The sequence below is a fragment of the Streptomyces rishiriensis genome (assembly GCF_003112535.1).
Lineage (GTDB): Bacteria > Actinomycetota > Actinomycetes > Streptomycetales > Streptomycetaceae > Streptomyces > Streptomyces rishiriensis.
The window spans coordinates 122,929-147,054 of sequence record NZ_BEWA01000016.1; the positions used below are offsets into that span (position 1 = coordinate 122,929).

Genomic DNA, 24,126 nt, shown 5'->3' on the forward strand with positions numbered 1-24,126 from the left:
ACGGCAGCCGCGACCTGGTAGGCACACTCGCGCCAACGGTCATTCCGACGATCGTCACGGCGGCGAACCTCGTGTACGCCGGGGTCCTGGTCACTGGTCGGGACGGAGCCGGGCTCAGCCCATCCCGGACGGACCGCAGGTCTGAGCCGCGTGCAGCGGCAGTGCCAAGGCCGCCACGACGGTGACGGCGACCGTGACGAGCCACACGGTGTACAGCGCCACGGGCCGCGCCCGGCGGCGCAGAACCACCCACGCGACCCACCCGGCCACCGATCCGGCGGCCAGCGCTGCCACCCCGCAGACCGGCACCGCCATTCCCGAAAGCGGATGCTCCGGCTCGTTCGCCCCGCAGGGGCTCTCCGGCTCCCCCATCACCCCGATCGCCAGCAGCAGGACCGGGGTGACGAGCACGGACGTCGTCCAGGCCGCGAAGGCCAGCACCCCGTACGGCACCCCGCGCCAGGACCGCAGTGAGCCGATCAGCACCCCGCACATCAGCGACAGAGGCACCGCGGCCAGTCCCGCCACAAGCAGCACGCCGCCCGCGCGATCCTGAGCGAAATCGGGGTTGTCAGCCGCGTAGAAGCCCTGGAACGCCTCGCACACCGCGGTGACGAGCACCAACACGGCCAGCGCGTGCGCGGGCACACGGGCCCGGGGCGCAGTGCGGAAGGACGCGGGCCAGACGACGTCCCGGAAACGGCCGTCCTCCCACGGGCGGACGGCCGCCCGCCGACGATCCGAGCTCATCACCCTCACGGTGCACTCCCCCTCCGCGCCCTGCCGGGAACGCCCGCCTCCGCGGGCGCCACACCGCGAAACCCGGGCAACTGCACGAGCCTTGCGCATCGCGGGCCCACGGCACATCCGTGAAACCACCTAGGGCGTACGGTCCGTTGGCGCACGGCTGCCACGGTCCGTTGACGCACGGCTGCCTCGCCCTTCCTGAGCCGTCCGGCCGTACTGGAGCAGGAGGCTCCGGGCGAAGTGCAGTGGGCGGCCCGGGAGGCGAGTGCCCGACACCCGGGACGACGACTGCGACACGATCTCGGGCTCCGTCGAAGCGGATGGGCACGGCGGCCGGCCGGCAGGTCCCGCCTCTCTCAGAGCGCGACGCCCGTCTCCTCGGCAAGCGTCTGCAGGAGACGGTCCTGGAACGCCTCGTCATGAGTGGCGTCATGCGGCTGCGTCCGCTCGCCGTGGTACCAGTACCCGCCGCTCGTCAGGGCCTGCGGATCGTCGCTGACGGCGAGCCACTCCTGTGTGCGATGGCCGAGTTCGAGGTCGTCCGGGGCACCGGGACCGCCCATCTTCGTCGGCACCCAGCCCGGATCCACCGCGTTGCTCAGCACACCGGGGCGCAGCCGGGCCACCGCCGCCGCGAGCGCGGTGACGTACAGCTTGCTGTCGTCGTACGAACCCGGGGTCTCGCCCAGCCAGTCGACCCCGTCGAGCACGGGGCGTCCGCCCAAGTGCGAACTGCTGCTCAGGTACACCACCCGGCGTGGCGCCCTCACCAGGGCCGTGAGAAGGAAGGGCGCGACGATGTTGACGGGCATGACCGGGCGTCCCCTCCAGACGCCGGCGTTGTGGATGACGGCATCCAGGGGTTCGGAATCGTTCAGCTCGTCGGCGATGCGCCGTACGGCGTCGCGTTCGGTGAAGTCGCCGACCACGATGCGCCCGCGGCCGGCCAGCCCGTCGAGGCCCGCGGCACGCTCCTTGTTCCGGGCGTGCAGGACCACGTCATGCCCCTGCGCCAGAAGCGTCGTAGCCGCGGCCCGGCCGAGGCCGTCCGCGGAACCGGTCACCAGAATCCGGCTCATCAGCTCTCCTTGGTTCTTGGAATACGCGGTGAGGGCCGGGTCGCCGACCTGCTGGGGAGTGATCCTCGCTCGGTTGGGGGGCCAGGAAGTCGCGAAGGTCGCGCCGGGCTCCGGGTACCCGCACATCCCAGACTAGGCCGGACGGGTCATGGGTGGGGCCCCGTCGGTGGTTCTGCCGCACGACGCCGACCAGCGGGCAGTCAGGGCGCGAGTCCGCGCCTGACCTGCACGTCTGCGTTCCGGCGGGCAGGGCCGACTCGTGGGCACGTGGGCACGTGGGACAGCATCGAACACACAGCCGCCCCGCCCCGCGTGACCGTCGGCACGGGCGGCGGCCGGTTCGGGCGGCGGCCGCGAGGCGGGCTCTGCGCCCGGTACGGTCGGTCCGCGCGCCGATCGGTGGCGCGACCAATCCGCGGCCGGTTCAGGATCGGATTACGTCCGGAGATGTCCCGACCACGGAGGACCCCGTGAAAGAGGCCGTGTACATCGGCAGAAATCCCTCGGCGGAACCGGACCTGCAGGAACTGTTGGCCCGTGTCGCCCTGGGCGACGAACAGGCCTTCGCCTCGGTGTACGACACCGTGGTGAGCTCGGTTCTGGGCGTGGTCCGCGCCGTCCTGCGCGACGAGGCACAGTCGGAGGAGGTGGCTCAGGAGGTGCTGGTGGAGGTCTGGCGCACCGCGCCCCGGTTCCGGTCCGATCGCGGTACGGCGATCAACTGGATCCTCACGCTCGCCCACCGCCGTGCGGTCGACCGCGTGCGCTCGGCGGAGGCGGCGGCGGCCCGGGACCACAAGGCGGCCCTGCTGGACCGCACGCCCGAGTACGACCATGTGACCGAGCAGGTCGAGGCCCGGCTGGAGCGGGAGCAGGTGCGGCGCTGTCTGCGCACCCTGACCGAGATCCAGCGCCAGGCCGTCACCCTCGCCTACTACCGCGGGCTGACCTACCCGCAGGTGGCGGACGCGCTGAAGCTTCCGCTGGGCACCGTCAAAACCCGCCTGCGCGACGGGCTCATCCGACTGCGCGACTGCCTGGGGGTGACGGCGTGACCACCACCGATCTGCACCGGCTCACCGGTGCGTACGCCCTGCACGCCCTGTCCGACGAGGAACGTGAGGAGTTCGAACTCCACTGCGCGGGCTGCGAGGCATGCGCGCAGGAGTCGGCCGAGCTGTCGGCGACCGCGGCCCGACTGGGTCTGGCCGCCTCCACGCGGGCGCGCCCTGCGATGCGTGAACAGGTGCTGCGGCGCATCACCACGGTCCGGCAGGAAGCGCCGAGCGGCGTCGCCCCGCCGAGTTCGGTCCGTACGCGCGGGAGGGCACGGCTGCTGCCGCGGTGGGCGCTGGCCGCCTGTCTCGCCGCGGCCGCCGCACTCGGTGCAACTACCGTGTGGCAGCACCAGCGCGCCGAGACCGCCACCGAGCAGGCGCGGCAGGCTGAACAGACCACGGACCGGATCGCCGCCGTGCTCGCCGCGCCGGACGCCAGGGCGCGGACGGCGAAGCTGTCGGGCGGCGCCACGGGAACCGTGGTCGTCTCCGCGAGCCGGAACCGGGCCGTCCTCGTGGTCTCGGCCATGGCCCGGCCGCCCCACGGAAGGGTCTACCAGCTCTGGTTCGACGACGGCGGCGCCATGCGGTCCGCCGGGCTGATGGATCCCGGCCGCAGCGACCAGGCCGTGCTGTTGCGGGGCGCCGTCGGCGCCGCGTCCGGCGTCGGCATCACCGTCGAGCCTGACGGCGGCTCGCAGCAGCCCACCTCCGCACCGCTTGCTCTATGGGAGTTTCCCGCCTGAGGAAAAGGGGGCCCCGGCCGGACGGCCGGGGCCCCCTTTTGTCCATGTGGCAGTACATCCCGTCCGTGCGAACCCGATGCAGGTAACTCGTCGTGCCGACGGATGCGGATCGGTCGGGAAAAAAAGTTCATGCGATCGGGTGATCGACCAATCCGGCCCCCGTTCAGAACCGGATTCCCCACGTGATGAACGACGAGAAAAAGCGGCGAATCCCGCGTAGTTGGACGCGGCCGGTGCTCGGCGCGCTCAGCGGTGCTCTGGCGGGATTCGCCGCGCTCGCGGTCGCAGAGCTCGTATCGCAGTGGGCACGTCCTCAGGCCGGTCCGGTCGTCGCGGTCGGCGGTGCGGTGATCGACCGCACGCCCGCGGCCGTCAAGGACTGGACGATCCGGAACTTCGGCACCGACGACAAGCTCGTCCTGCAGCTCGGGATCCTTGCCGTACTGGCGCTGTTCGCCCTGGCCTTGGGCGTTCTCGCCCTGTACCGCCGGCGGTACGGAGCCGCCGGGGTGCTCCTCTTCGGTGTGGTGGGTGCGGCGGCAGCGGTCAGCCGGCCGGATTCGACCGGGTTCAGCGATGTGCTCCCCTCTGCTGCCGGGGCGGTCGTCGGAGCCGTCGTGCTGTTCGTGCTCGCGGGCCGCCTTGAGACGCGCGGCGGGGCAACGGCCCGCCCGGACGCCACGGAAGAGTACGTGCCCGGGAGGCAGGAGTGGGACCGGCGGGGGTTCGTGCTCGCGGCGAGCGCTGCCGCTGCCGCGTCCGCAGGAGCCGCGGTGTTCGGACGGGTCCTGGACGGGGCGAGCGGCCGCGGCGCGGTCGCCTCCCGCGAGGACCTCCTCCTGCCCGAGCCGGGGTCGCCCGCGGCGGCGGTGCCGGCGGGCGCCCGACTGCGGGTGCCCGGAGTGAGCTCCTTCATCACGTCCAACAAGGACTTCTACCGGGTCGACACCGCCCTGGTGGTGCCGAAGGTGGATGCGACCGTGTGGCGCCTGCGCATCCACGGGCAAGGAGTCGCCCGCCCGGTGACGTTGTCCTTCGACGACCTGCTGAAGCGGGAGCTGGTCGAACGGGACATCACGCTGACCTGCGTGTCCAACGAAGTCGGCGGCCCCTACGTGGGCAACGCCCGCTGGACCGGCGTACGCCTGGCCGATCTGCTGGCCGACTGCGGAGTCGACCCCCCCTCCAGGGGCGGGCCCGCCGATCAGCTGGTGGCCCGGTCCGTGGACGGCATGACCATCGGCAGCCCGGTCGAGGACGTCATGGACGGCCGCGACGCGCTGCTCGCCGTCGGGATGAACGGCGAACCGCTTCCCTTCGCCCACGGCTTCCCGCTGCGCATGGTGGTGCCCGGCCTGTACGGCTACGTCTCCGCCTGCAAGTGGATCGAGGACCTCGAACTCACCACCTTCGACGCCTACGACCCCTACTGGATCACCCGCAAGTGGGCCCGCAGCGCGCCCATCAAGACCCAGGCACGCATCGACACCCCCAAGCCCTTCGCCCGCCCCGCGTCGGGAACGGTCATGGTCGCCGGGGTCGCCTGGGCCCAGCACCGCGGCGTCGACAAGGTCGAAGTACGGGTCGACGACGGTCCCTGGCAAGAGGCCCGGCTCGCCGCCGAGGACTCCCGCGACACCTGGCGCCAGTGGTCCTTTCCCTGGACTGCCTCCAAGGGCGGCCACACCCTCACGGTGCGCGCCACCGACCGCACCGGCACCGTGCAGACCGAAAAGCGGGCCCGGACCATGCCCGACGGCGCCAGCGGCCGGCATTCCGTGGTGGTCACCGTCGACTGATCCGCCCTTTCCGGACCACCTGTCGCCACCTTCCCCCCCCACCCCCTTTTTCCATTTCCACCGAAACGCAGCGCTCGCTGCGGTGACCAACAGGAGAAACACCATGAACACCCGTATCCGCCGGATCGCGATGACCGTGGCCGCCGCCTCCGTTCTGCCGCTGGCACTGAGCGCGTGCTCCGACAACGGCAGCGACTCCGCCAAGTCGGACACCTCTTCCCCGGCGGCGGCTCCCGCGACCGCCGCCGACGGCATGGGCGGCGCCACCGAGGCCGCCGCGGCGGACAAGCCGTTCGGCCCGGCCTGTTCGGCGGTCCCCGCCGACGGCGCCGGCTCCTTCGACGGGATGGCACAGGACCCGGTGGCCACCGCCGCGTCCAACAACCCCGCCCTGTCCACACTGGTGGCCGCGGTGAAGAAGGCCGGTCTCGTCGACACCCTCAACAACGCCCAGAACCTCACCGTCTTCGCCCCGACCAACGACGCCTTCGCCAAGATTCCCAAGGCGACCCTGGACAAGGTCCTCAACGACAAGGCACAGCTGACGAAGATCCTCACCTACCACGTGGTCGGCCAGAAGCTGAGCCCGAAGGACCTGGAGAACGGCTCCTTCGACACGCTCGAGAAGTCCAAGGTGACCGCCTCGGGCTCCGGCGAGTCCTACACGGTCAACGACTCCGCGAAGGTGGTCTGCGGCAACGTCAAGACCGCCAACGCCGACGTCTACATCATCGACACCGTCCTGATGCCCGCCGGCTGACGACGCGTCACAGGCCGGGGCGCACTCGCATGGCGCCCCGGCCGACCGCACCATCTCCTTCCACACACTGGACGGCACCCGCCAGGTCACGGTGGACTGGACCGACCGTGGCATCGACGCCCCGGCCCGACCCGCGGCTCTCGCCCTGACGACCGCTGCCCGCTGCCGCTCGTAGCCGCCCACGGACTAGCGGTCCGGCACTCGGCTCGACGCCGCTCGCGGACGCCATGGGAGGCCTGCTCCGTCGGGCGGCAGGCCCTCCGACCGCAGAGAGGACCGGTCGTGACCTCGGACCACGACATGCTGTGGCGTCGCTGCGCGTACCTGGGTCGCGCCCTGCTGCCGCTGCTGGACCAGGAGCCATGGCGCCAGGGTCGCCGTCGAGAAAGGCTGTGCGCCTGGGGCATCGACGTGGCGGTGGGGGAACGACTCATCGAGGTCCTCACGGCCTTGGCGGCCCACGCTGTCGCGGTGGACGCTTCGCTGTCCGCATCAGAGTGCGAGGCCCTGCCCCTCAGCGCCGTGGCCGACGCGGTGACCGGGAAGCAGGACTTCGAACTGCTCGCCGGGCTCCCGGACACCTTCGCCGACGACCGCGACGACATCGCGGTCAAGGTCTTCCGCCTCCACGCCTACAAGGGCGACCAGAGCAGCCTCCAGCTCCTTCGGCTGGGCACGGAGGTTCGCCGTACGCTGGCCGTTCTCGCAGCCCGCGCGTCGGTGCGCTCCCTCATGTGCCGAGACATCCTCCGCGAGGCGGACGAGGCCGGCCTGCCGCAGTGAGCACGGAGCCCGCCCATTCCAGGCCGTCGGCGCCGGCGAGCCGAAGAGGCCTCCGCATCACGACGTCGGCCAGTCGCCGAGGACCTCGTCACCGGGGTTGCACCGTGCGGCGCCGCGCCGGGGCGCTCACACACGGCGATCGTTCAGGGCGGGCGGGCGGGCTGGGTGGCGCCGCGCCCGACGATGCGTGCCCTTCGCCACAATTTGTCGATTTATGGACAGGGGGATGCCTATGGTCGAAAAGCTGGTCGCGCTCCTTCGGCGATCAGCGCAGGGAATTCCAAGCCAGTGCCATGGGAGAAGCGGTTGATGAGGCTGAGTGAACGACGCACCGGGCTGGTGGCTACGGCCGGCGTACTCGGCGGCATACTCACGGTCACGGCCCTCGGCGGTACGAGCAACGCCGCCACCAGCGGAAACGATGCCGGGAGCCACTCGACGTCGCGGGCCCGGGCACATCAGGCGAGCGCCCAGGAAGCCTCCGACGCCCGCATACGGATCACCCCCGGGTCGGGCGCCTACGGCGTCGGCGTCGACGACCCGGTCGGCGTCACCGTCAGCAACGGCAAGCTCACCAAGGTGACGATGACCGCCGTCGCGACCGGTGCCGAGATCCCGGGCCATCTGTCCGCGGACGGCGCCTCCTGGAAGCCGAACAGCCGGCTGGAGCGCGCCACCAGGTATCAGATCACCGCAGACGCCGAGGACGCCAAGGGCCGCTCCGCCACCGAGAACGCCTCGATCGCCACGGCGTCCCCGGCCAACGACTTCATCGGGCACCTCTCCCCCGAGGACGGCTCGACCGTCGGCGTGGGCATGCCGGTGACGGTCGGCTTCGACCAGTCGGTCGGCGACAAGGCCGCCGTGCAGTCGGAGATCCAGGTCAGCTCCAGCAGCGGCCAGCAGGTCGTCGGTCACTGGTTCAACGGTCACCGCCTGGACTTCCGCCCTCGGACCTACTGGAAGCCCGGCTCCGTCGTCACCGTCACGCTCAACCGCCAGGGCATCCAGAAGACGGTCACGTTCACGATCGGCCGGAGCCAGATCAGCACCGTGGACGCCAAGACGAAGCAGATGACCGTCGTCAGGGACGGCAAGACGATCCGGACCGTCCCGATCTCGTCGGGCAGCGCCGAGCACCCGACGTACAACGGGCGGATGGTGATCTCCGAGAAGTTCAGCCACACCCACATGAACGGTGCGAGCGTCGGCCTCACGGAGAAGAACGGCAAGCCCTCGTACGACATCAAGGCCGTGCCGCACGCCATGCGCCTGACCGACTCGGGGACCTTCATCCACGGCAACTACTGGGGTGCCGACTCGGTCTTCGGCAAGGTCAACACCAGCCACGGCTGCATAGGCCTGAGGGACGTCAGGGGCGGCGGCGGCGACAGGCAGCCCGCCGCGTGGTTCTTCGACCACTCGATGATCGGTGACGTCGTGATCGTCAAGAACTCCCAGGACAAGACCAGGCTGGCTCCGGGCAACGGTCTCAGCGACTGGAACATGTCCTGGAGCGAGTGGGTCGCGGGCAGCGCGACCGGCTGACACCGGGCCGTCGGGCTCGCCCCGGCGGGCAGGCCGGCCACGAAGATCGCCACTCCCCTGATCATCCGCCCAGACGCAGCTTTCCGAAGGCTTCGCGAGCCAGCGCGTGGTGGAGGCCGAGCAGGTCAAGGTGGAGATCGCCGGCTCGACCCCCGAGCCGCAGGGCGACTGCCTGAAGAGCGCGTCGGCCGGGGCGCTTCCTTCCCACGACGGGTGGATCAAGAACACCACCGAACCGGTGCCGCACGTCAACAAGAGCACCAACCCGCCCGGTCCGGCGGGCACTCGGGCGACCATGGCCCAGGCCTGCCTCGGGAAGGACCTCGGCGAGGGCAGCGACGCCGACGGGGACATCACCGGCCGGCAGGACGTCCAGGAGTTCGCCCGCGTCAACTCGCCCGGGACCGGGCTCGCCCGCTGTCACCTGATCGCCAACATCCTTGGCGGAAAGGGCGGACGCCGTGACGGCGGACCGGACAATCTGGTGCCTTGCTGGCAGTCGGGCATGAACACCGGAACACCCAGCATGCGGACCTATGCGTTCGAGTTTCCCGGCTACCTGCCTCAGCCGTGCCTGCTCTCGCCGGAGGAGGTCGTGGAATACCCCCCACTTCCTGGAGCTGAGCAAGGAGTTGCGGGAGCAGGTGGCGGACTGGAGCAGGTGGCAGGCCGCCGGAGCCGCGGTGGACAGCTCCTCCTCCGTGGCCCCGGAGGAGTTCTACACGAACCAGCTGTCCGTTTCTCCCGGCTGGAAGGCCGGTGGCTGGTCCCGTTGGGGTCTCACCGCGATGTGCACGAGCTCGCCCGGCAGCAGGTCGGCCGCGTCGAGCAGGTCGGCGTCGATCGTCACGGACCCCACATAGTGCAGGTCGGCCTGGGTGACGGTGGCACGGTGGATCTTGGACTTGAACATCGTACGAAACACGAAGAGACTCCCGATTCGTCTGCTCCCTGCCTGCTATTGCAGGTCAAGGGCGTTCTTCGGAGGTTACCTCGTTTCGCATGCCCGGTCAGCCGTCGCCGGGTGTTCGAGGACTCACACCGGCCCGTTGCCGACCTCTCTGATGCCGCTCGGTAATTCGTTCTCGTGATCTCGTCGCCCGCCATGCGTCATGCGAGCCATGCGGACTCCTTGTGACGCAGGCGTGCGGAGACGTCCGAGCCGCCCGCGGCGGCGGACGTGCCCGTGGCGCCGGGCGCGGCCGAGTGCCCCAGGTGCCGGTGCACGAAGTGGATGGCCATCGCGCCCTCACCGGCCGCCGAGGCCACCCGCTTCACCGAGCCGCTGCGGACGTCCCCTACCGCGAAGACTCCGGGCAGGCTGGTCTCCAGGGTCATGCACGGACGCCCTCGGCCGTGCCACACCTCGGGGTGGGCGCAGGCTTCCTGGGCCTCCGGGCCAGTGAGGACGAAGCCGCGGGAGTCGAGGGCGATCATGCCGGCGAGCCACTCGGTGTGGGGCTCGGCGCCGGTGAAGACGAACAGGGCCCCTGCCGCGAGCCGGCGGTTCCCGCCCGTGCGGTTGTCGACCACGTCGAGCTCCTCCAGCACCTCCTGGCCGATGACCTCGGCGACCTCGGTGTGCAGCATGACCTCCACCCGCGGATGGCGCTCGACCTGGTCGACGAGGTAGCGGGACATGTTGGCCTCGAGGCTGGGTCCTCGGACCAGCAGGTGCACCTTCGGCGCGTACCCGGCGAGGAACAGCACCGCCTGGCCCGCCGAGTTGCCTCCGCCGACGACGGCCACCGGGTCGGTGCGGCACTGCTGGGCCTCGTAGACGGTCGCCGAGTAGTGGACGCTCGTTCCCTCCAGGCGTTCGATGCCGGGCACCTGAAGCCGGCGGTAGCGGGCGCCCGTGGCCAGGACGACGGCGCGGGCGGCGAGCTCGCTGCCGTCGGCGAACGCCACCACGTAGTGGTCCTCGTCCTTGGGGTGGAGAGCGGTCGCCTCCACCGGAATGCTGATCCTGGCGCCGAACTTGTCGGCCTGGAGCACGGCGCGTTCGGTGAGTTCGGCGCCGGAGACGCCGGCGGGGAAACCGAGCAGATTCTCGATGCGGGACGACGTGCCGGCCTGGCCGCCGGTGGCCATCGCCTCCACCACGGTGGTGCTCAGGCCCTCGGAGGCGGCGTACACCGCGGCGGCGAGGCCGGCGGGTCCGGAGCCGACGATCAGGACGTCGCCGTGACGGTCTCCGGCGGGCAGTGACGGCAGGCCGATGAGCCGGGCCAGTTCCGCGTTGCTGGGGTTGCGCAACAGGGTGGTGTCCCGCCAGATGACGAGCGGTGTCTCCTCCGGGCCGACGCCGAAGCGGCGCAGCAGGTCCTCGGCCTCCTCGTCGGTCTCCAGGTCGATCCAGCGGTGCGGCAGCCGGTTGCGGACGGCGAACTCGCGCAGCCGCCTGGTGTCGGGCGAGTAGCGCGAGCCGATGACGCGGAAGCCGGCGCCCTGTCCGACGAGCAGCGCGCGACGGCCCAGACAGGCGCGCAGCACGACGTCCCCGAGGGTGGAGTCCTGGGACACCAGGTGGCGCAACCGGTCCAGGGAGACGACGAGGACCTCGCCCGGCTCCCTGGCGACAGCGGTGTAGAAGGCCACCTGTCCGTGCAGCAGCCCGAGTTCGCCGATGAAGCGACCGGGGCCGTGCACGCGCAGCACGTGCTCCTCGGGAGTGCCGTGGTCCTCGACGACGGCGACGGCGCCGCTGAGGACGACGAAGAACGTCTCGCAGCGCTCCCCCTCCCGGATCAGCACGTCGTGCGGAGCCATGCTCCGGCGTCGCCCGTGCTCCGCCAGACGGGCGATCTGGTCCTCAGTGAGGCGCGGATACGCGCCGTAGACGTCCGGGGTCTCCCAGAAGACGGCTTCGGCGGCTTCCTCCGGGACCGGTCCTTCGCCCGGCGGCGACTGGTCGCCGGACATCAGACGAACGCCTCGTGGGCGTAGCACCAGCGCCATTCCTCGCCGGGCTCGAACGACTGCACGATCGGGTGGGCGACGGCGGCTGCGTGCCTGCGCGCGTGCTTGTTCGGCGAGGAGTCGCAGCAGCCGACGTGCCCGCAGGTCAGGCAGAGCCTCAGGTGGACCCACGGGGAGCCGAGCCGCAGACACTCCTGACAGCCTTCCGGGGTCAGCGGCCGGACCGGCCGGACGAGCGCGAGGTGGGGGTCTGCGTGCAGGGTCATCCAAATCACCCTTCCCGGGCCGTGATCGATTGCTCCACCCAGCGGCGCAGAGCGGGGGCGGGCACCGCCCCCGCCTGCCGGGCGACCGTCTCGCCCCGGTCGAGGACGAGCAGCGTCGGTACCGCCTGGACCTCGAAACGCTGCGACAGCCGCGGGTTCTTGTCGACGTCGACCTTGACGAGTTTGATGCGGCCGGCGAGATCGGTGGCGACCTTCTCCAGCGCGGGGCTGACCATGCGGCAGGGGCCGCACCAGGTGGCCCACAGGTCGACCACGACGGGGACGTCGGCCCGCTCGGCGACCTCGGTGAAGTCGTCGTCGCCCGCGTCCACCATCCACGGCAGGGGCTGCTTGCAGTGGCCGCACCTGGGCCGGCCCTCCGCGGCCGCGGGCACCCGGTTGGTGCGCCCGCAGTGCGGGCACTTGACGGTCGTGGCCTGCATCGTGCTCATGCCGCTCGCGCTCCCTTCACGTCCTCGGGCTGGTCGTAGGTGACCACCAGCTCTCCGTGCTGGGCGTCGACGCGGACCGTCGCGCCGTCCTGGACGTCGCCGCGCAGCAGGGCGCGTCCGACGAGCGTCTCGACCTCGTGGGAGATGTAGCGGCGCAGTGGGCGGGCCCCGTACACCGGGTCGTAGCCCTGGTGGGCGATCACTTCCGTGGCGGCGGGGGTGAGTTCGACGGTGATGCGGCGTTCGGCGAGCCGGTGCCGCAGTTCGTCGAACTGCAGCTCCACGATCCGCTCGATCTGCCGCTCGCCGAGCGGCTTGAACAGCACGATGTCGTCGACGCGGTTGAGAAACTCCGGGCGGAAGTGCCCGCGCAGCTCGCCCATCACCAGGGCGCGGGCGTCGGGCTTGATCTCGCCTTCGGCGGTGGCGCCGTCGAGGAGGTGCTCGGAGCCGATGTTGGACGTCATGATGACCACGGTGTTGCGGAAGTCGACGGTGCGGCCCTGGGCGTCGGTGATGCGGCCGTCGTCGAGGAGCTGCAGCAGGGTGTTGAAGACATCGGTGTGCGCCTTCTCGATCTCGTCGAACAGCACGACCGAGTACGGCTTGCGGCGTACGGCCTCGGTGAGCTGGCCGCCTTCCTCGTAGCCGACGTATCCGGGCGGTGCGCCCACGAGCCGGCTGACGGTGTGCCGCTCCTGGTACTCGCTCATGTCGAGGCGGACCATGTTCTCCTCGGAGTCGAACAGAGTCCGGGCGACGGTCTTGGCCAGTTCGGTCTTCCCGACTCCGGTGGGGCCGAGGAAGATGAACGAGCCGATGGGGCGCCGGGGGTCGCGGATGCCGGAGCGGGCGCGGATGATGGCGTCGGTGACGAGTTTGACGGCTTCGTCCTGGCCGATGACGCGCTCGCGCAGGATCTCGTCGAGGCGCAGCAGCTTCTCGCGTTCGCCCTCCTGGAGGCGGGCGACCGGGATGCCGGTCCAGGCGGCGACGATCTCGGCGATCTCCTCCTCGGTGACGACCTCGCGCAGCAGCCGGTTCTGCCCTTGTTTGGCGGCCAGTTGGTCCTCCTCCGCGGCGAGCCGGCGCTCCAGGTCCTGGAGCCGGCCGTAGCGGAGTTCGGCGGCGCGGTTGAGGTCGTAGGCGCGTTCGGCCTCCTCCGCCTCGTGGCGGACCTGCTCCAGTTCCTGGCGCAGTTCCTGCACGCGGCGGATCGCCTGCCGTTCGGCCTCCCACTGGGCGCGTTTGGCGTCGGCCTCGCCCCGCAGGTCGGCCAGTTCCTTGCGCAGTTCCTCCAGGCGGGTCTTGCTGGCAGGGTCGGTCTCCTTGGACAGGGCCGCCTCCTCGATCTCCAGGCGGGTGACGCGGCGGGTGATCTCGTCGAGTTCGGCGGGCATGGAGTCGATCTCGGTGCGCAGCCGGGCGCAGGCTTCGTCGACGAGGTCGATGGCCTTGTCGGGCAGGAACCGGTCGGTGATGTAGCGGTGGGAGAGCGTCGCCGCCGCGACCAGCGAGGTGTCCTGGATCTTCACACCGTGGAAGACCTCCAGGCGTTCGCGCAGCCCGCGCAGGATGGAGATGGTGTCCTCCACGTCCGGCTCCTCGACCAGGACCTGCTGGAAGCGGCGTTCGAGCGCGGCGTCCTTCTCGATGTGCTTGCGGTACTCGTCGAGGGTGGTCGCGCCGATCATGTGCAGTTCGCCGCGGGCGAGCATCGGCTTGAGCATGTTGCCCGCGTCCATGGCCCCTTCGGCTGCGCCCGCGCCGACGACCGTGTGCAGTTCGTCGACGAAGAGCAGGATCCGTCCTTCGGCGGCCTTGACCTCGCTGAGCACGGCCTTGAGGCGTTCCTCGAACTCGCCGCGGTACTTGGCGCCGGCGACCAGGGAGCCCATGTCGAGGGCGAACACCGTCTTGTCGCGCAGGCCTTCGGGGACGTCGCCGCGGACGATGCGCTGGGCCAGGCCCTCGACGATGGCGGTCTTGCCGACGCCCGGGTCGCCGATGAGGACGGGGTTGTTCTTGGTCTTGCGGCTGAGGATCTGGGTGACGCGGCGGATCTCCGCGTCCCGGCCGATGACCGGGTCCAGCCGCCCGGACCGGGCCTCGAGGACCAGGTCGCGGCCGTACTTCTCCAGTGCCTCGTAGGCCACTTCGGGGTTGGCGGAGGTGACGCGCTGGTTGCCGCGGACCTGGGTGAGCGCGCCCAGGAACGAGTCCCTGGTGATGCCGGCCTGTTTGAGCAGCCGCCCGGCGGCGGTCGAGGAACTCTCCTCGGCCAGGGCGAGCAGGAGGTGCTCCACGGACACGTACTCGTCCTTGAGGCGTTTGGCCTCCCGTTCGGCGGCGTCGAGCAGGCGGGACAGGCGCTGGGTGACGAAGACCTGGCCGGGCGCCGCGCCGGGGCCGGTGACCTTGGGGCGGCGGGAGAGTTCCTCGCCCACGGCGGCGCGCAGTTCCTGCGGCTCGGCGCCGGCCTGCTGCAGCAACCGCGGGATCAGACCGTCCTCCTGATCGAGAAGTGCGAGCAGCAGGTGTTCCCCGTCGACCTCGGTGTGCCCCATGCCGACGGCCGCGGTCTGGGCCTCCTGGAGGGCTTCCTGGGACTTCTGGGTGAGACGGTTCATGTCCATGGGGGTGTTTCACTCCTCGTGCCGCGGCCGCGCAGGGCGGCTTCGAGCAGACTGATGCGGTCGAGCAGGTCCAGCACCAGGCCGATGGATGCGTAGTTGAGGCAGAGTCCGGTCCGCAGCCGCTGGATGCGGGCGAGGGCCGCCGGGGCCGTGGGGTCGAACACCAGGCGCCCCGCTGCGTCGCGTTCGGCGTCGACCAGGCCGAGGGCGACGAACCGGCGGACCAGGTCGGGGTGGAGGCCCGAGCGACGGGCCACGGCGGCCAGGGAGAGCCTGGGGACGGGCACGAGCGCGTACCGGACTGCCGTCGAGGCGGTGAGGTCGGCGCCCGTCCGGACCGGTCGGGCGCCCACGCCGGCCCGGCCGGTGGCTGCCGCTCCCGCGGGTCGGTCGTTCATCACGTCCTCCTGGGGTCGAACGGGGAAGTGGCGGCGAGCTCCTCGAACAGTTCGCGTTCCCGGTCGCCCAGGGTGGGCGGCACCATGATCCGGAGTTCGGCGTAGAGGTCGCCGTTCGCGCCCCTCGGGTTCGGCATGCCCTCGCCGCGCAGCCGCAGCCGCCGGCCGCTGGACGAGCCCGCGGGCACCGTGACCTTGGCCGTGCCTCCGCCCGGGGTGGGCACCGGCACGGTCGCGCCCAGGGCCGCCTCCCAGGGGGTGACCGGGACCTGTACGTGCACGTCGCGGCCGTCCAGCCGGAACCGGGGGTGGGGCTGGACACGCACCCGCAGGTACAGGTCGCCCGCGGTGGCGTCACCACTGCCCCGTCCGCCCTCACCGGCCAGGCGGATGCGCTGGCCGTCGGTGACGCCCGCCGGCACGTCGACCTCGTACCGCCGCGGCTGCCCGGTGGGACCGGCGAGCGTGACGGTGCGACGGCCTCCTCGGTACGCCTCCTCGACGGTGAGCGGCAGTTCGGCCTCCTGGTCCGCTCCGGGGACTCCGCCCCGGGCGGCGCCGGCTCCGAACATGGAGCCGAGCAGGTCCTCGATGTCGATGCCCTCGGCGCCGAACTCGTCGCCGAAGCCGGTGGCGTACCGGACACGGGGACCGCCGTCGCCCGCGGTCCTCCGACCGCGGAAGCCGCCGCCCGCTCCGGCCGCGACCCGTTCGTCGAAGTCCTCGGGGATCTTGCGGAAGTCCTCGCCGAAGCGGTCGTAGCGGGCCCGGGTCTTGGGATCGGACAGGACGCTGTACGCCTCGTTGAGGTCCTTGAAACGCTCCTCCGCCCCGGGGTCCTTGTTGACGTCGGGGTGATGCCTGCGGGCGAGTTTGCGGTATGCCTGCTGGATCTCGTCCTGGCTCGCGGTCCGCGACACGCCGAGCACCTCGTAGTAGTCCCGCGCCATGACCGGTCACTCCCGCTTGGCGACGGTCACGGCGGCGGGCCTGAGCTGCCGCTCGCCGTCCCCGTACCCGGGGCGCAGGACCTGGACGACCGTGCCCGGTGGGGCCTCGGGGTCCTGGACGACGCCGACCACCTCGTGCAGGGCCGGGTCGAAGGCGACGCCGGTCTCCGCGTGCCTCGGGTAGCCGAGCAGTTCGAGGACGTTCACCGCCTGGTCGCGCACGGCCCGGACGCCCTCCACGATCGCGCCCTGATCGGCGCCGGCGTGGGTCAGGGCGAGTTCGAGGTTGTCGACGACGGGCAGGAAGGCGGCCGCCGTGCGGGACCGCTCGACCGCCCGTTCGCGCTCCAGTTCCCTGGCGTGACGCTTGCGAAGGTTGTCGAGGTCGGCGAGTGCGCGCCGCCAGCGGTCCTGCAGTTCCTCGATCGCGGCGGTGTACTCGTCCTCGGCACGCGCGGGCCCGGCGGCGTCGGGTCCCGGTTCGCCGTTCGCCGCTTCGGGCCGGGGCGGGCCCGGCTGGGGCAGATCCCCGCGAGGAGGGCGTCCGGCGCCTTCCGGGACCGGTGCGACCGGATCCGGCGCGGCCCGGTCGGGTTCCTGGGAGTGGGTGGGCATGGCGCGCCTCAGCCCTTGTCGAACTCGGCGTCGATGACATCGTCGTCCCCGCCGCCGTCACTCGTGGGACCGCCGGCGGCGGCGTCCTGGCCGGGACCGCCGCCCGTGGCGCCGGCGCCCTGGTGGGCCGTCAGCCCGGCGAGCACCTGCTGGAGTTCGGAGGTCAGGGGCCGCGCGCGCTCCACGCCCGCCTCTTCCTTGACCGCCGCCCGGGCGTCGGACACGAGCATCTCGGCGCGCGCCTTCTCGTGCGCGGGCGCCGCGTCGCCCAGTTCGGCGAGGCGCTTCTCGACCTGGTACGCGACGGCGTCGAGTTCGTTGCGGGCATCGACGGCCTCGCGCAGTGCCTGGTCCTGGCCCCGGTTGCTCTCGGCCTCCTGGACCATGCGTTCGACCTCGCCGCGGTCCAGGTTGGAGCTCTCGCTGATGGTGATGCCCTGTTCCTTGCCGGTGTCCCGGTCGCGGGCCTTGACGTTGAGGATGCCGTTGGCGTCGATGTCGAAGGTGACCTCGACCTGCGGTTCGCCCCGCGGCGCCGGACGGATGTCGGTGAGCTGGAACCGGCCCAGCACCCGGTTGTCGGCGGCCCGCTCGCGCTCGCCCTGGAGGACCACCACGTCGACGGCCGGCTGGTTGTCCTCGGCGGTGGAGAAGGTCTCGCTGCGGCGCACCGGGATGGTGGTGTTCCGCTCGATGATCTTCGTCATCACTCCGCCGCGCGTCTCCACGCCCAGCGACAGGGGTGTGACGTCGAGCAGCAGGACGTCCTTGACCTCGCCCTTGAGCACCCCGGCCTGGATCGCGGCGCCCAGGGCCACGACCTCGTCGGGGTTGACGCTCATGTTGGGTTCCTTGCCGCCGGTCAGCCGGCGGACCAGGGTCTGGACGGCGGGGATGCGGGTGGAGCCGCCGACGAGGATGACCTCGTCGATGTCGCTGTCGCCGACCTTGGCGTCTGCCATCGCCTGCTGCACCGGTCCCAGGCAGCGCTCCACCAGGTCGGCGGTGATCTGCTCGAACGTGGACCGCATGATCGAGTCGGTGAGGTGCTTGGGGCCCGAGGCGTCGGCGGTGACGAACGGCAGGCTGACCTGCGTCTGCGTCACCGAACTGAGCTCGGTCTTGGCCTTCTCCGCCGCCTCGAACAGTCGTTGCAGCGCCTGCGGGTCGTTGCGCAGGTCGATGCCGTTCTCCTTCTGGAAGTCGTCCGCGAGGTGATCCACCAGGCGCCGGTCGAAGTCGTCGCCGCCCAGGTGGCTGTCGCCGGCGGTGGAGCGCACCTCCACCACGCCGTCGCCGACGTCGAGGATGCTCACGTCGAAGGTGCCGCCGCCCAGGTCGAAGACGAGGACGGTCTCGTGCTCCTTCTTGTCCATGCCGTAGGCGAGGGCGGCCGCAGTCGGCTCGTTGATGATCCGCAGCACTTCCAGTCCGGCGATCCGTCCGGCGTCCTTGGTGGCGGTGCGCTGAGCGTCGTTGAAGTAGGCGGGCACCGTGATGACCGCCTCCGTGACCCGCTCCCCCAGCTGCTTGGAGGCGTCGTCGGCGAGTTTGCGCAGCACCTGTGCGCTGATCTCCTCCGGCGCGTACAGCTTGTCGCGCACCTTGAAGCGGGCGGCCCCGCCGTCGCCCTCGACGACGTCGTACGCCACCGCCCTGGCCTCGTCGGGGATCTCGTCGAAGTGGCGGCCGATGAACCGCTTGGCCGAGTAGATGGTGCCCTTGGGGTTGAGAATGGCCTGGCGGCGGGCCATCTGGCCCACCAGACGTTCCCCGGTGTCGGTGAAGGCCACCACTGACGGTGTCGTGCGGTTGCCCTCGCTGTTGGGCACGACGGACGGCTCGCCGCCCTCCCACACGGCGATCACCGAGTTGGTGGTGCCCAGGTCGATGCCCACTGCCTTGGCCATGGGGAACTCCTCCCGGTACGGCGCCTGCGCCGACCTCGCGGATCACGTTCGTTCAGGTGGAAGAGGGACCTCCGCCGGTTTCCCGGCGATGCGCACGGAGGATCTCGACACTCCCCAGGGTGACGAGCCGCGTGGCTCCACGCCTGCGCCTGGCGGGCCGGGAATGCACGGGCCCGGTCGCCCCACGAGGACGAGAGAAAGATTCCGGACATCTCGGGTAGGCCGGCCGGAAGCGGGTACGCGATAGCACTCGCCTCCCTGAAGACTCGGGGAGAACGGAGTGATCCCATGGCCGACAGTCGGACGCACAGCCTGTACCACCGCCGCTCCGACTGGGAGGGCGGAGTTGCGCGGGACGGCGTCGGCAGACGCCCCACGGCCGCGCCGAGACACCCCCGCCCACCCGCTCCGACCCCGGCCGACCACCTCCGCGAACTGATGGCGCTCTCCCGCGCCCTGTCCGACGCCCCGGACGAGGACGAGATCCTGCGACTGGCCATGGACCACATAGCCGCCGCGGGGCCGTACCGCGCCGAGGCCGGATACCTCAAGGTGGGCGGCGACCTGGTCCCCAGCCCGAGGAACGGGCGGACGCACGCCTCGGCCGTTGGCCGCAGGGTGCGGGACCTGGCCGGGCGGGACGGTCCCGTGACCGTACCCGGCAGCACCTGGGGCCGGGCTCTGGGGCTGCGCGGACTCGAGGGACTCCACGGCTACCTCGTGGTGACGTCGCGCTCCCGGCCGTCCGAGGCCGATCGGTCCCTGCTCGCCACGATCGTCCGGCACACCGCTGCCGCCTTGTCACTCGCCTTCGCACACCACCGCCAGCGCGAGGACGCGTTGGAGCTGCACCGGCTGAGGGACGAACGCACGACCCTCCAGCGGCAGCTGATCTCCGTCGTGGCGGAGCTGGGGTACCAGCGGGCCGTGCACGCGCTCATGGCCGACGTCGCAGCCTCGAGCGGCGGCGAGGAGGCGATCACCCGCGCACTGCACAGGCTCACCGGACTCCCCGCGCTGGTCGAGGACCGCTTCGGCCGGCTGAGGTCCTGGACCGGCCCCAGCCGCCCCGACCCCTATCCCGAGCCGGACCCCGTGCGCCAGGACGCGATGCTGCACGCCGTCGCCCGTCAGGCCGGGCCGGTGCGGGTGAAGGACCGGCTGGTCGCCCTGGTCCGCCCGCACGGCGAGATCCTGGGCGTACTGGCCGTCGTCGATGCCCGGGACGAGGCCGACGAGCACACCGTGCTCGCGCTGGAACACGCCGCCGCGTCGCTCGCCCCGGAGCTGACGCACCTGCGCGATCTGGCCGAAGTGGAACTCAGGCTGCGCCGCGAACTGGTCGACGACCTCCTGGCGGGAACGGACGAGGCGAGCGCCTACGCCCGGTCCGAGGCCGTCGGACACGACCTGCGCCGCAGCCACTACGTCGTCGTGGTGCAGTGGCCGAACCGGACCGCGGACGATTCCTTCACGCAGACCGTGGGACGGGCGGCCTCTGCCGTGGGCATGCGCTCGCTGCTGACCCGACGTTCCGACCATGTGGTCCTGGTCGCCGACGACAGGCCGCACGCCCGGGCGTTGTACGAGGCACTCGCCAGGGAGACCGGGACACGGTCCGGGACGATCGGAGTGAGCGCCCCTTGCGACTCCCTGGACGAGATACCCCACCGCTACCGGGAGGCGCAGCGCGCCATGGAAGTGCGCCGTCACTCCCGCGAGCGCTACGGCACGACGTTCTTCGACGAGATGGGCCTCTACCGCATCCTGGGACCCGGCAACGACTACCGGGAACTGGAGACGTTCGTCCAGGAGTGGCTCGGGCAGCTCATCGACTACGACTCCCGGCACCGCACGGCCATGGTGAAGACCCTGTCCCGGTACTTCGACTGCGGCGGCAACTACGACGAGACCGCGGAATCCCTCGCGATCCACCGCAGCACGCTGCGCTATCGGCTCCAGCGCATCCGTGACATCAGCGGCAACGACCTCGCGAACGTCGAGGACCGGCTGAACCTCCAGGTGGCGACCCGAGTGTGGAAGGTCGTGCTGGGCGGGCCGGGCTGATGCCCTGCCGGAAGGGAGATCAGAAGGTGTCCGACGCCCCCCATGGATGACGGCACGGGCGTCACAGGGCGACGACGTGGACGTCGACCAGGTCGAGCAGCGCCCGCAGGGCCGAGCTGGGCCGTCGGGCCGACGACCTGCCGAGATGCATGCTCCAGCGGAGCACGGTGCCGGCGACGTCCAGGACGTGCAGGCCGGGGGTGCGGGCGACGGCGAACGCGGGCAGGAAGGCGATGCCCAGGCCGTGCCGGACCAGTGCCGCCCCCATGTCGATGTCGGGCACTTCCAGTGCGACCCGGCGTGCGACGCCCGCCACCGCGAACGCCCGGTCGACCACCTCGCGGTTGCCGTAGCCCGGCGGGAAGTCCACGAAGGGCTCCCCCGCGAGGTCCGCAAGTGGCACCCCTGCCCGCCGTGCGAGCGGATGGGCGTCGCTCACCACCGGGACGAGCGGCACGGTGGCCAGCTCCCGTGCGTCGATCCCGGCGGGTCGGTGCTCGGGCAGCGACAGGAAGGCCACGTCCAGGTCGTCGCTGAGCAGCGCGTGCGCCAGTCCCGCCGAGCCGGTCGTCGCCAGCCGCAGCCGGACGTCGATCGCCGGATGCCTCCCGTGCAGCTGTCCGAGGAGCGCGGGCAGGTCCACCACCTCGACCGAGGCCATGGCGCCCACGTTCACCGTGCCGTGCAGCGTGTCCTGCGCGGCACGCACGGCGTCCTGGGCCGCCTGGGCGGCGTGCAGGGTGGCCCGAGCCTCCGGCAGCAGCGCCGCGGCCGCCCCGGTGAGCCGGACCCGCTGCGACGTGCGCTCGAACAGCGCGCAGCCGAGCTCGCGCTCCAGGGAGCGAATCGCCGCGGACACACCGGACTGCACCACGTGCAGCCGACGGGCGGCACGCGTGAAACTCAGCTCCTCGGCGACCGTGATGAAGTGCTCCAGCTGACGTAGCTCCACACGGGGAGTATCACTCGCATTGCTCGAGCCCGGCAAAAACATTCGTTGGCACTGATCGCGGCTGGTGAGGAGGATGGACAACGCCTTCCGCTTCCACCCGAGGAGGGTTACCCCTGCCTGCCGTTCCGACGCCGCTGAGCCGTCCCACAGCCGACGCCCCCGACGACCCGACCCACCGGATCCCAGCCCTCGCTCCCGCCGGCCTGCCGCCCCGAGCCCCCGCCCGGCGTCGTGCCTCGCACGCGACCGGCTTCTGGTTCGTGGCGGTCGCCTTCACCGTGCTGATGGCCTTCGGCACCGCACCGACCCCGCTGTGGCCGCTGTACGAGGCCCGGGACCACTTCGGCGCGACCACGGTCACGGTGGCGTACGCCTCGATGGTCGTGGGCGCGGCGGCCGCCTTCCTCGGACTGGGGCACCTGTCGGACCGGCTCGGCCGCCGGCGCGTCATCGTCCCGGCGCTGCTGGTCGGCATCGTCGCGTCGGTCGTGCTGATCGCGTGGCGGGACCTGCCGGGGCTGATCGCGGGGAGGATCCTGAACGGTGCCGGACTGGGGCTGATGGCCTCGACCGCGACGACGTACCTGCACGACCTCCACCACGAGGCCCGTCCGGAACGGACGGGTTCGGTGCTGCCCGGCATCGTGGCCACCGCCGCCAACCTCGGTGGCCTGGCCGCAGGGCCCCTGATCGCCGGAGCCGCCGCCGAGTGGCTTCCCCTGCCCCTGGTCACCACCCAGGCGATCTTCGCGCTCGCCATGGCGGTGTGCCTGGTGCTGGTGCTGTCCACCCCGGAGACCGTGGACCTGGAGCTGCCCGCGGCCGCCCCGCCCAGCAGGTTCGTCCTGCGCCCCGGCGGCCGGCGGACGTTCGGCGCGGCCGGCGCGCTGGGCGCCTCCGCCTTCGCGATTCTCGGCCTGATCTCCTCCCTCGGGGCGAGCGTGCTCCACGGCACGCTGCACACCGACTCGCACCTCGTGGTCGGCCTGGCGGCCTTCCTCATGTTCGGTTCCGCGGCGGCCGCCCAGCTGGTGCTGGGCCGCCTCCCGCTGCCCCGGCTCCTGACCGTGGGGGCAGTGGTCTTCCCTCTCGGCCTGGTCCTGTGCGCCGTCGCCCTCTACCACCCGGTGCTCTGGCTCTACCTGGTCGCCGTGTCCCTGTCGGGAGCCGGCTCCGGGCTGCTGTTCAAGGGAGGCGTCGAACGTGCCGTCTCCGTGGCCGAGCCCGCCTCACGCGCGGGGGTCCTCGCCGTGTTCTTCGTCGTCGCGTACCTGGGGATGGGCCTGCCCTCCGTCCTGTTCAGCATCCCCCTGCGGCATTTCGCCGTGCAGACCGCGATGATCGGCTTCGCTGCGGTCCTCTCCTGCGGCGCCGTCGTGTCGGTCGCCGTCGCGCTGCGCGACCGCGCACCCGGTCCCGGCGCGCTCTCGGCGTAGTCCGCTCGCCCTGCCGACCTCACCGCGGCGCAGCGACACCGGTCGTCACCGGTTGTCTGGGAGACGCGGGCCCGGGCACTCGGTGCGGGCGCGCGTGACAGGAATCCGCTAGACGGGAGGCCGGAGATGTCTACGGAATCGGCCCGCACGATCGCGCTCCCCTCCGGTGAGGAGATCGCGGCACTCGGGCAGGGCACCTGGTACCTGGGCGAGGACCCGGCCCGGCGCGAACAGGAGATCGCCGCGCTGCGGCTCGGCCTGGATCTGGGCATGACCGTCGTCGACACGGCGGAGATGTACGGCGACGGCGCAGCCGAGGAACTCGTCGGGGAGGCCCTCCGGGGACGCCGGGAGGAGGCCTTCCTCGTCAGCAAGGTGCTGCCCGGCCACGCGGACCGCCAGGGCACCGTCGCCGCCTGCGAGGGCAGCCTGCGGCGGCTCCGTGTTGAACGGCTGGACCTCTACCTGCTGCACTGGCGGGGACGGTGGCCGCTCGAGGAGACCCTCGCGGGATTCACCGACCTGATGGAGGCGGAGAAGATCCGTTACTGGGGCGTGAGCAATCTGGACGTCGCCGGCATGACCGAGCTGACCGCCCTCCCCGGCGGCGACGCCGTGGCCGTCGACCAGGTGCTGTACAACCTCTCCCGGCGCGGCGTCGAGTGGGATCTGCTCCCCTGGTGCCGCGAGGCCGGGGTGCCGGTCATGGCCTATTCCCCCATCGAGCAGGGGCGGCTCCTGAAGCTGGACGCACTGGGCGCCGTGGCCAGGGACCTCGGAGCCACGCCGACCCAGGTGGCGCTCGCCTGGGTGCTGGAACAGGGGGTGGCCGCGATCCCGCGTTCCGGAGCACCCGACCACGTTCGGGAGAACCGCGGCGCCTTGGACCTCCACCTTCCCACCGAGGCGCGCGACGCCCTCGACGAGGCCTTCGCGCCGCCCAGCGGGCCCACCCCCCTGGAGATGCTCTGATCGTGATCCGGGCGTCGCTGCTGCGCGGCG

20 protein-coding genes and 1 pseudogene are annotated in these 24,126 nt (G+C 71.6%); 9 read left to right on the forward strand and 12 right to left on the reverse strand.

All coding sequences use genetic code 11. The features are described from left to right. Nucleotides 1–114: 114 nt before the first annotated feature. On the reverse strand, nucleotides 115–750 hold the full coding sequence (locus Sri02f_RS26910) for a hypothetical protein (RefSeq protein ID WP_109003905.1): 636 nt from the start codon (nucleotides 748–750) through the stop codon (nucleotides 115–117). Nucleotides 751–1,103: 353 nt separating this feature from the next. Continuing rightward, complete coding sequence (locus Sri02f_RS26915) at nucleotides 1,104–1,826, reverse strand: SDR family NAD(P)-dependent oxidoreductase (RefSeq protein ID WP_109003906.1); 723 nt, start codon at nucleotides 1,824–1,826, stop codon at nucleotides 1,104–1,106. A gap of 470 nt (nucleotides 1,827–2,296) precedes the next feature. On the opposite strand from Sri02f_RS26915, the gene Sri02f_RS26920 reads away from it, so the two are divergent. The 6 genes from Sri02f_RS26920 to Sri02f_RS26945 all read left to right on the forward strand — a co-directional run bounded on the left by Sri02f_RS26920 (nucleotide 2,297) and on the right by Sri02f_RS26945 (nucleotide 8,520). Then, nucleotides 2,297–2,881, forward strand: coding sequence for a sigma-70 family RNA polymerase sigma factor (locus Sri02f_RS26920; RefSeq protein WP_109003907.1), 585 nt, complete (start codon nucleotides 2,297–2,299; stop codon nucleotides 2,879–2,881). Continuing rightward, the gene (locus Sri02f_RS26925; protein ID WP_109003908.1) at nucleotides 2,878–3,630 is read left to right on the forward strand and encodes an anti-sigma factor; all 753 of its coding nucleotides are present in this window, start codon (nucleotides 2,878–2,880) and stop codon (nucleotides 3,628–3,630) included. The genes Sri02f_RS26920 and Sri02f_RS26925 overlap by 4 nt, the downstream gene beginning before the upstream one ends. A 185-nt stretch (nucleotides 3,631–3,815) precedes the next feature. Further along, nucleotides 3,816–5,429: a molybdopterin-dependent oxidoreductase gene (locus Sri02f_RS26930; protein WP_109003909.1), complete on the forward strand. Its 1,614-nt coding sequence runs from the start codon at nucleotides 3,816–3,818 to the stop codon at nucleotides 5,427–5,429. Between the two features lie 103 nt (nucleotides 5,430–5,532). Then, nucleotides 5,533–6,189 (forward strand): fasciclin domain-containing protein, encoded by a 657-nt coding sequence (locus Sri02f_RS26935; protein ID WP_109003910.1) that lies wholly within the window; start codon nucleotides 5,533–5,535, stop codon nucleotides 6,187–6,189. A 282-nt stretch (nucleotides 6,190–6,471) separates the two neighbouring features. Next, entirely contained in the window at nucleotides 6,472–6,972 is a 501-nt protein-coding gene (locus tag Sri02f_RS26940; RefSeq protein ID WP_109003911.1) for a hypothetical protein, read from the forward strand. A gap of 309 nt (nucleotides 6,973–7,281) precedes the next feature. Continuing rightward, entirely contained in the window at nucleotides 7,282–8,520 is a 1,239-nt protein-coding gene (locus Sri02f_RS26945; RefSeq protein WP_174855711.1) for a L,D-transpeptidase, read from the forward strand. 787 nt (nucleotides 8,521–9,307) lie between these two features. Here the strand turns inward: Sri02f_RS26945 and Sri02f_RS26950 are convergent. The 9 genes and pseudogenes from Sri02f_RS26950 to dnaK form a co-directional block, all read right to left on the reverse strand. Further along, nucleotides 9,308–9,445: pseudogene (locus Sri02f_RS26950) on the reverse strand (aspartate 1-decarboxylase); the annotation flags it as partial. 185 nt (nucleotides 9,446–9,630) lie between these two features. Further along, on the reverse strand, nucleotides 9,631–11,445 hold the full coding sequence (locus tag Sri02f_RS26955; protein WP_109003913.1) for an FAD-dependent oxidoreductase: 1,815 nt from the start codon (nucleotides 11,443–11,445) through the stop codon (nucleotides 9,631–9,633). Next, a complete protein-coding gene (locus Sri02f_RS26960) occupies nucleotides 11,445–11,708 on the reverse strand; it encodes a UBP-type zinc finger domain-containing protein (RefSeq protein WP_109003914.1) in 264 nt (87 codons plus the stop codon). Before Sri02f_RS26960 ends, Sri02f_RS26955 begins: the two co-directional genes overlap by 1 nt. A gap of 5 nt (nucleotides 11,709–11,713) precedes the next feature. Continuing rightward, the gene (trxA, locus tag Sri02f_RS26965) at nucleotides 11,714–12,160 is read right to left on the reverse strand and encodes a thioredoxin (RefSeq protein WP_109003915.1); all 447 of its coding nucleotides are present in this window, start codon (nucleotides 12,158–12,160) and stop codon (nucleotides 11,714–11,716) included. After that, nucleotides 12,157–14,796: an ATP-dependent chaperone ClpB gene (gene clpB / locus Sri02f_RS26970; RefSeq protein ID WP_109003916.1), complete on the reverse strand. Its 2,640-nt coding sequence runs from the start codon at nucleotides 14,794–14,796 to the stop codon at nucleotides 12,157–12,159. The genes trxA and clpB overlap by 4 nt, the downstream gene beginning before the upstream one ends. After that, nucleotides 14,787–15,194 carry a chaperone modulator CbpM gene (locus Sri02f_RS26975; protein ID WP_109003917.1) on the reverse strand — a complete coding sequence of 136 codons (408 nt, stop codon included), beginning with the start codon at nucleotides 15,192–15,194 and terminating at the stop codon, nucleotides 14,787–14,789. Before Sri02f_RS26975 ends, clpB begins: the two co-directional genes overlap by 10 nt. After that, nucleotides 15,194–16,144 (reverse strand): DnaJ C-terminal domain-containing protein, encoded by a 951-nt coding sequence (locus Sri02f_RS26980; RefSeq protein ID WP_109003918.1) that lies wholly within the window; start codon nucleotides 16,142–16,144, stop codon nucleotides 15,194–15,196. Before Sri02f_RS26980 ends, Sri02f_RS26975 begins: the two co-directional genes overlap by 1 nt. Before the next feature lie 6 nt (nucleotides 16,145–16,150). Beyond that, nucleotides 16,151–16,759: a nucleotide exchange factor GrpE gene (locus tag Sri02f_RS26985; RefSeq protein WP_109003919.1), complete on the reverse strand. Its 609-nt coding sequence runs from the start codon at nucleotides 16,757–16,759 to the stop codon at nucleotides 16,151–16,153. Nucleotides 16,760–16,767: 8 nt separating this feature from the next. Next, on the reverse strand, nucleotides 16,768–18,669 hold the full coding sequence (dnaK, locus tag Sri02f_RS26990; protein WP_109003920.1) for a molecular chaperone DnaK: 1,902 nt from the start codon (nucleotides 18,667–18,669) through the stop codon (nucleotides 16,768–16,770). Nucleotides 18,670–18,957: 288 nt separating this feature from the next. Between dnaK and Sri02f_RS26995 the strand changes: the two genes are divergently transcribed. Then, nucleotides 18,958–20,736, forward strand: a complete 1,779-nt coding sequence (locus tag Sri02f_RS26995; protein WP_109003921.1) for a PucR family transcriptional regulator — start codon at nucleotides 18,958–18,960, stop codon at nucleotides 20,734–20,736. Nucleotides 20,737–20,797: 61 nt separating this feature from the next. Here the strand turns inward: Sri02f_RS26995 and Sri02f_RS27000 are convergent, their stop codons facing one another. Beyond that, nucleotides 20,798–21,688 (reverse strand): LysR family transcriptional regulator, encoded by an 891-nt coding sequence (locus Sri02f_RS27000; RefSeq protein WP_109003922.1) that lies wholly within the window; start codon nucleotides 21,686–21,688, stop codon nucleotides 20,798–20,800. 260 nt (nucleotides 21,689–21,948) lie between these two features. Between Sri02f_RS27000 and Sri02f_RS27005 the strand changes: the two genes are divergently transcribed. Next, the gene (locus Sri02f_RS27005; protein WP_109003923.1) at nucleotides 21,949–23,124 is read left to right on the forward strand and encodes an MFS transporter; all 1,176 of its coding nucleotides are present in this window, start codon (nucleotides 21,949–21,951) and stop codon (nucleotides 23,122–23,124) included. Between the two features lie 126 nt (nucleotides 23,125–23,250). After that, nucleotides 23,251–24,096: an aldo/keto reductase gene (locus Sri02f_RS27010; protein WP_109003924.1), complete on the forward strand. Its 846-nt coding sequence runs from the start codon at nucleotides 23,251–23,253 to the stop codon at nucleotides 24,094–24,096. Nucleotides 24,097–24,126 lie beyond the last annotated feature (30 nt).

Bases quoted from the DNA above. Each gene is read 5' to 3' on its own strand.
- Sri02f_RS26910 (WP_109003905.1), bottom strand. From the start codon at position 750: ATGAGCTCGGATCGTCGGCGGGCGGCCGTCCGCCCGTGGGAGGACGGC.
- Sri02f_RS26915 (WP_109003906.1), bottom strand. From the start codon at position 1,826: ATGAGCCGGATTCTGGTGACCGGTTCCGCGGACGGCCTCGGCCGGGCC.
- Sri02f_RS26930 (WP_109003909.1), top strand. From the start codon at position 3,816: ATGAACGACGAGAAAAAGCGGCGAATCCCGCGTAGTTGGACGCGGCCG.
- Sri02f_RS26935 (WP_109003910.1), top strand. From the start codon at position 5,533: ATGAACACCCGTATCCGCCGGATCGCGATGACCGTGGCCGCCGCCTCC.
- Sri02f_RS26945 (WP_174855711.1), top strand. From the start codon at position 7,282: ATGAGGCTGAGTGAACGACGCACCGGGCTGGTGGCTACGGCCGGCGTA.
- Sri02f_RS26955 (WP_109003913.1), bottom strand. From the start codon at position 11,445: ATGTCCGGCGACCAGTCGCCGCCGGGCGAAGGACCGGTCCCGGAGGAA.
- Sri02f_RS26960 (WP_109003914.1), bottom strand. From the start codon at position 11,708: ATGACCCTGCACGCAGACCCCCACCTCGCGCTCGTCCGGCCGGTCCGG.
- trxA (WP_109003915.1), bottom strand. From the start codon at position 12,160: ATGAGCACGATGCAGGCCACGACCGTCAAGTGCCCGCACTGCGGGCGC.
- clpB (WP_109003916.1), bottom strand. From the start codon at position 14,796: ATGGACATGAACCGTCTCACCCAGAAGTCCCAGGAAGCCCTCCAGGAG.
- Sri02f_RS26975 (WP_109003917.1), bottom strand. From the start codon at position 15,194: ATGAACGACCGACCCGCGGGAGCGGCAGCCACCGGCCGGGCCGGCGTG.
- Sri02f_RS26980 (WP_109003918.1), bottom strand. From the start codon at position 16,144: ATGGCGCGGGACTACTACGAGGTGCTCGGCGTGTCGCGGACCGCGAGC.
- Sri02f_RS26985 (WP_109003919.1), bottom strand. From the start codon at position 16,759: ATGCCCACCCACTCCCAGGAACCCGACCGGGCCGCGCCGGATCCGGTC.
- dnaK (WP_109003920.1), bottom strand. From the start codon at position 18,669: ATGGCCAAGGCAGTGGGCATCGACCTGGGCACCACCAACTCGGTGATC.
- Sri02f_RS26995 (WP_109003921.1), top strand. From the start codon at position 18,958: ATGGCCGACAGTCGGACGCACAGCCTGTACCACCGCCGCTCCGACTGG.
- Sri02f_RS27010 (WP_109003924.1), top strand. From the start codon at position 23,251: ATGTCTACGGAATCGGCCCGCACGATCGCGCTCCCCTCCGGTGAGGAG.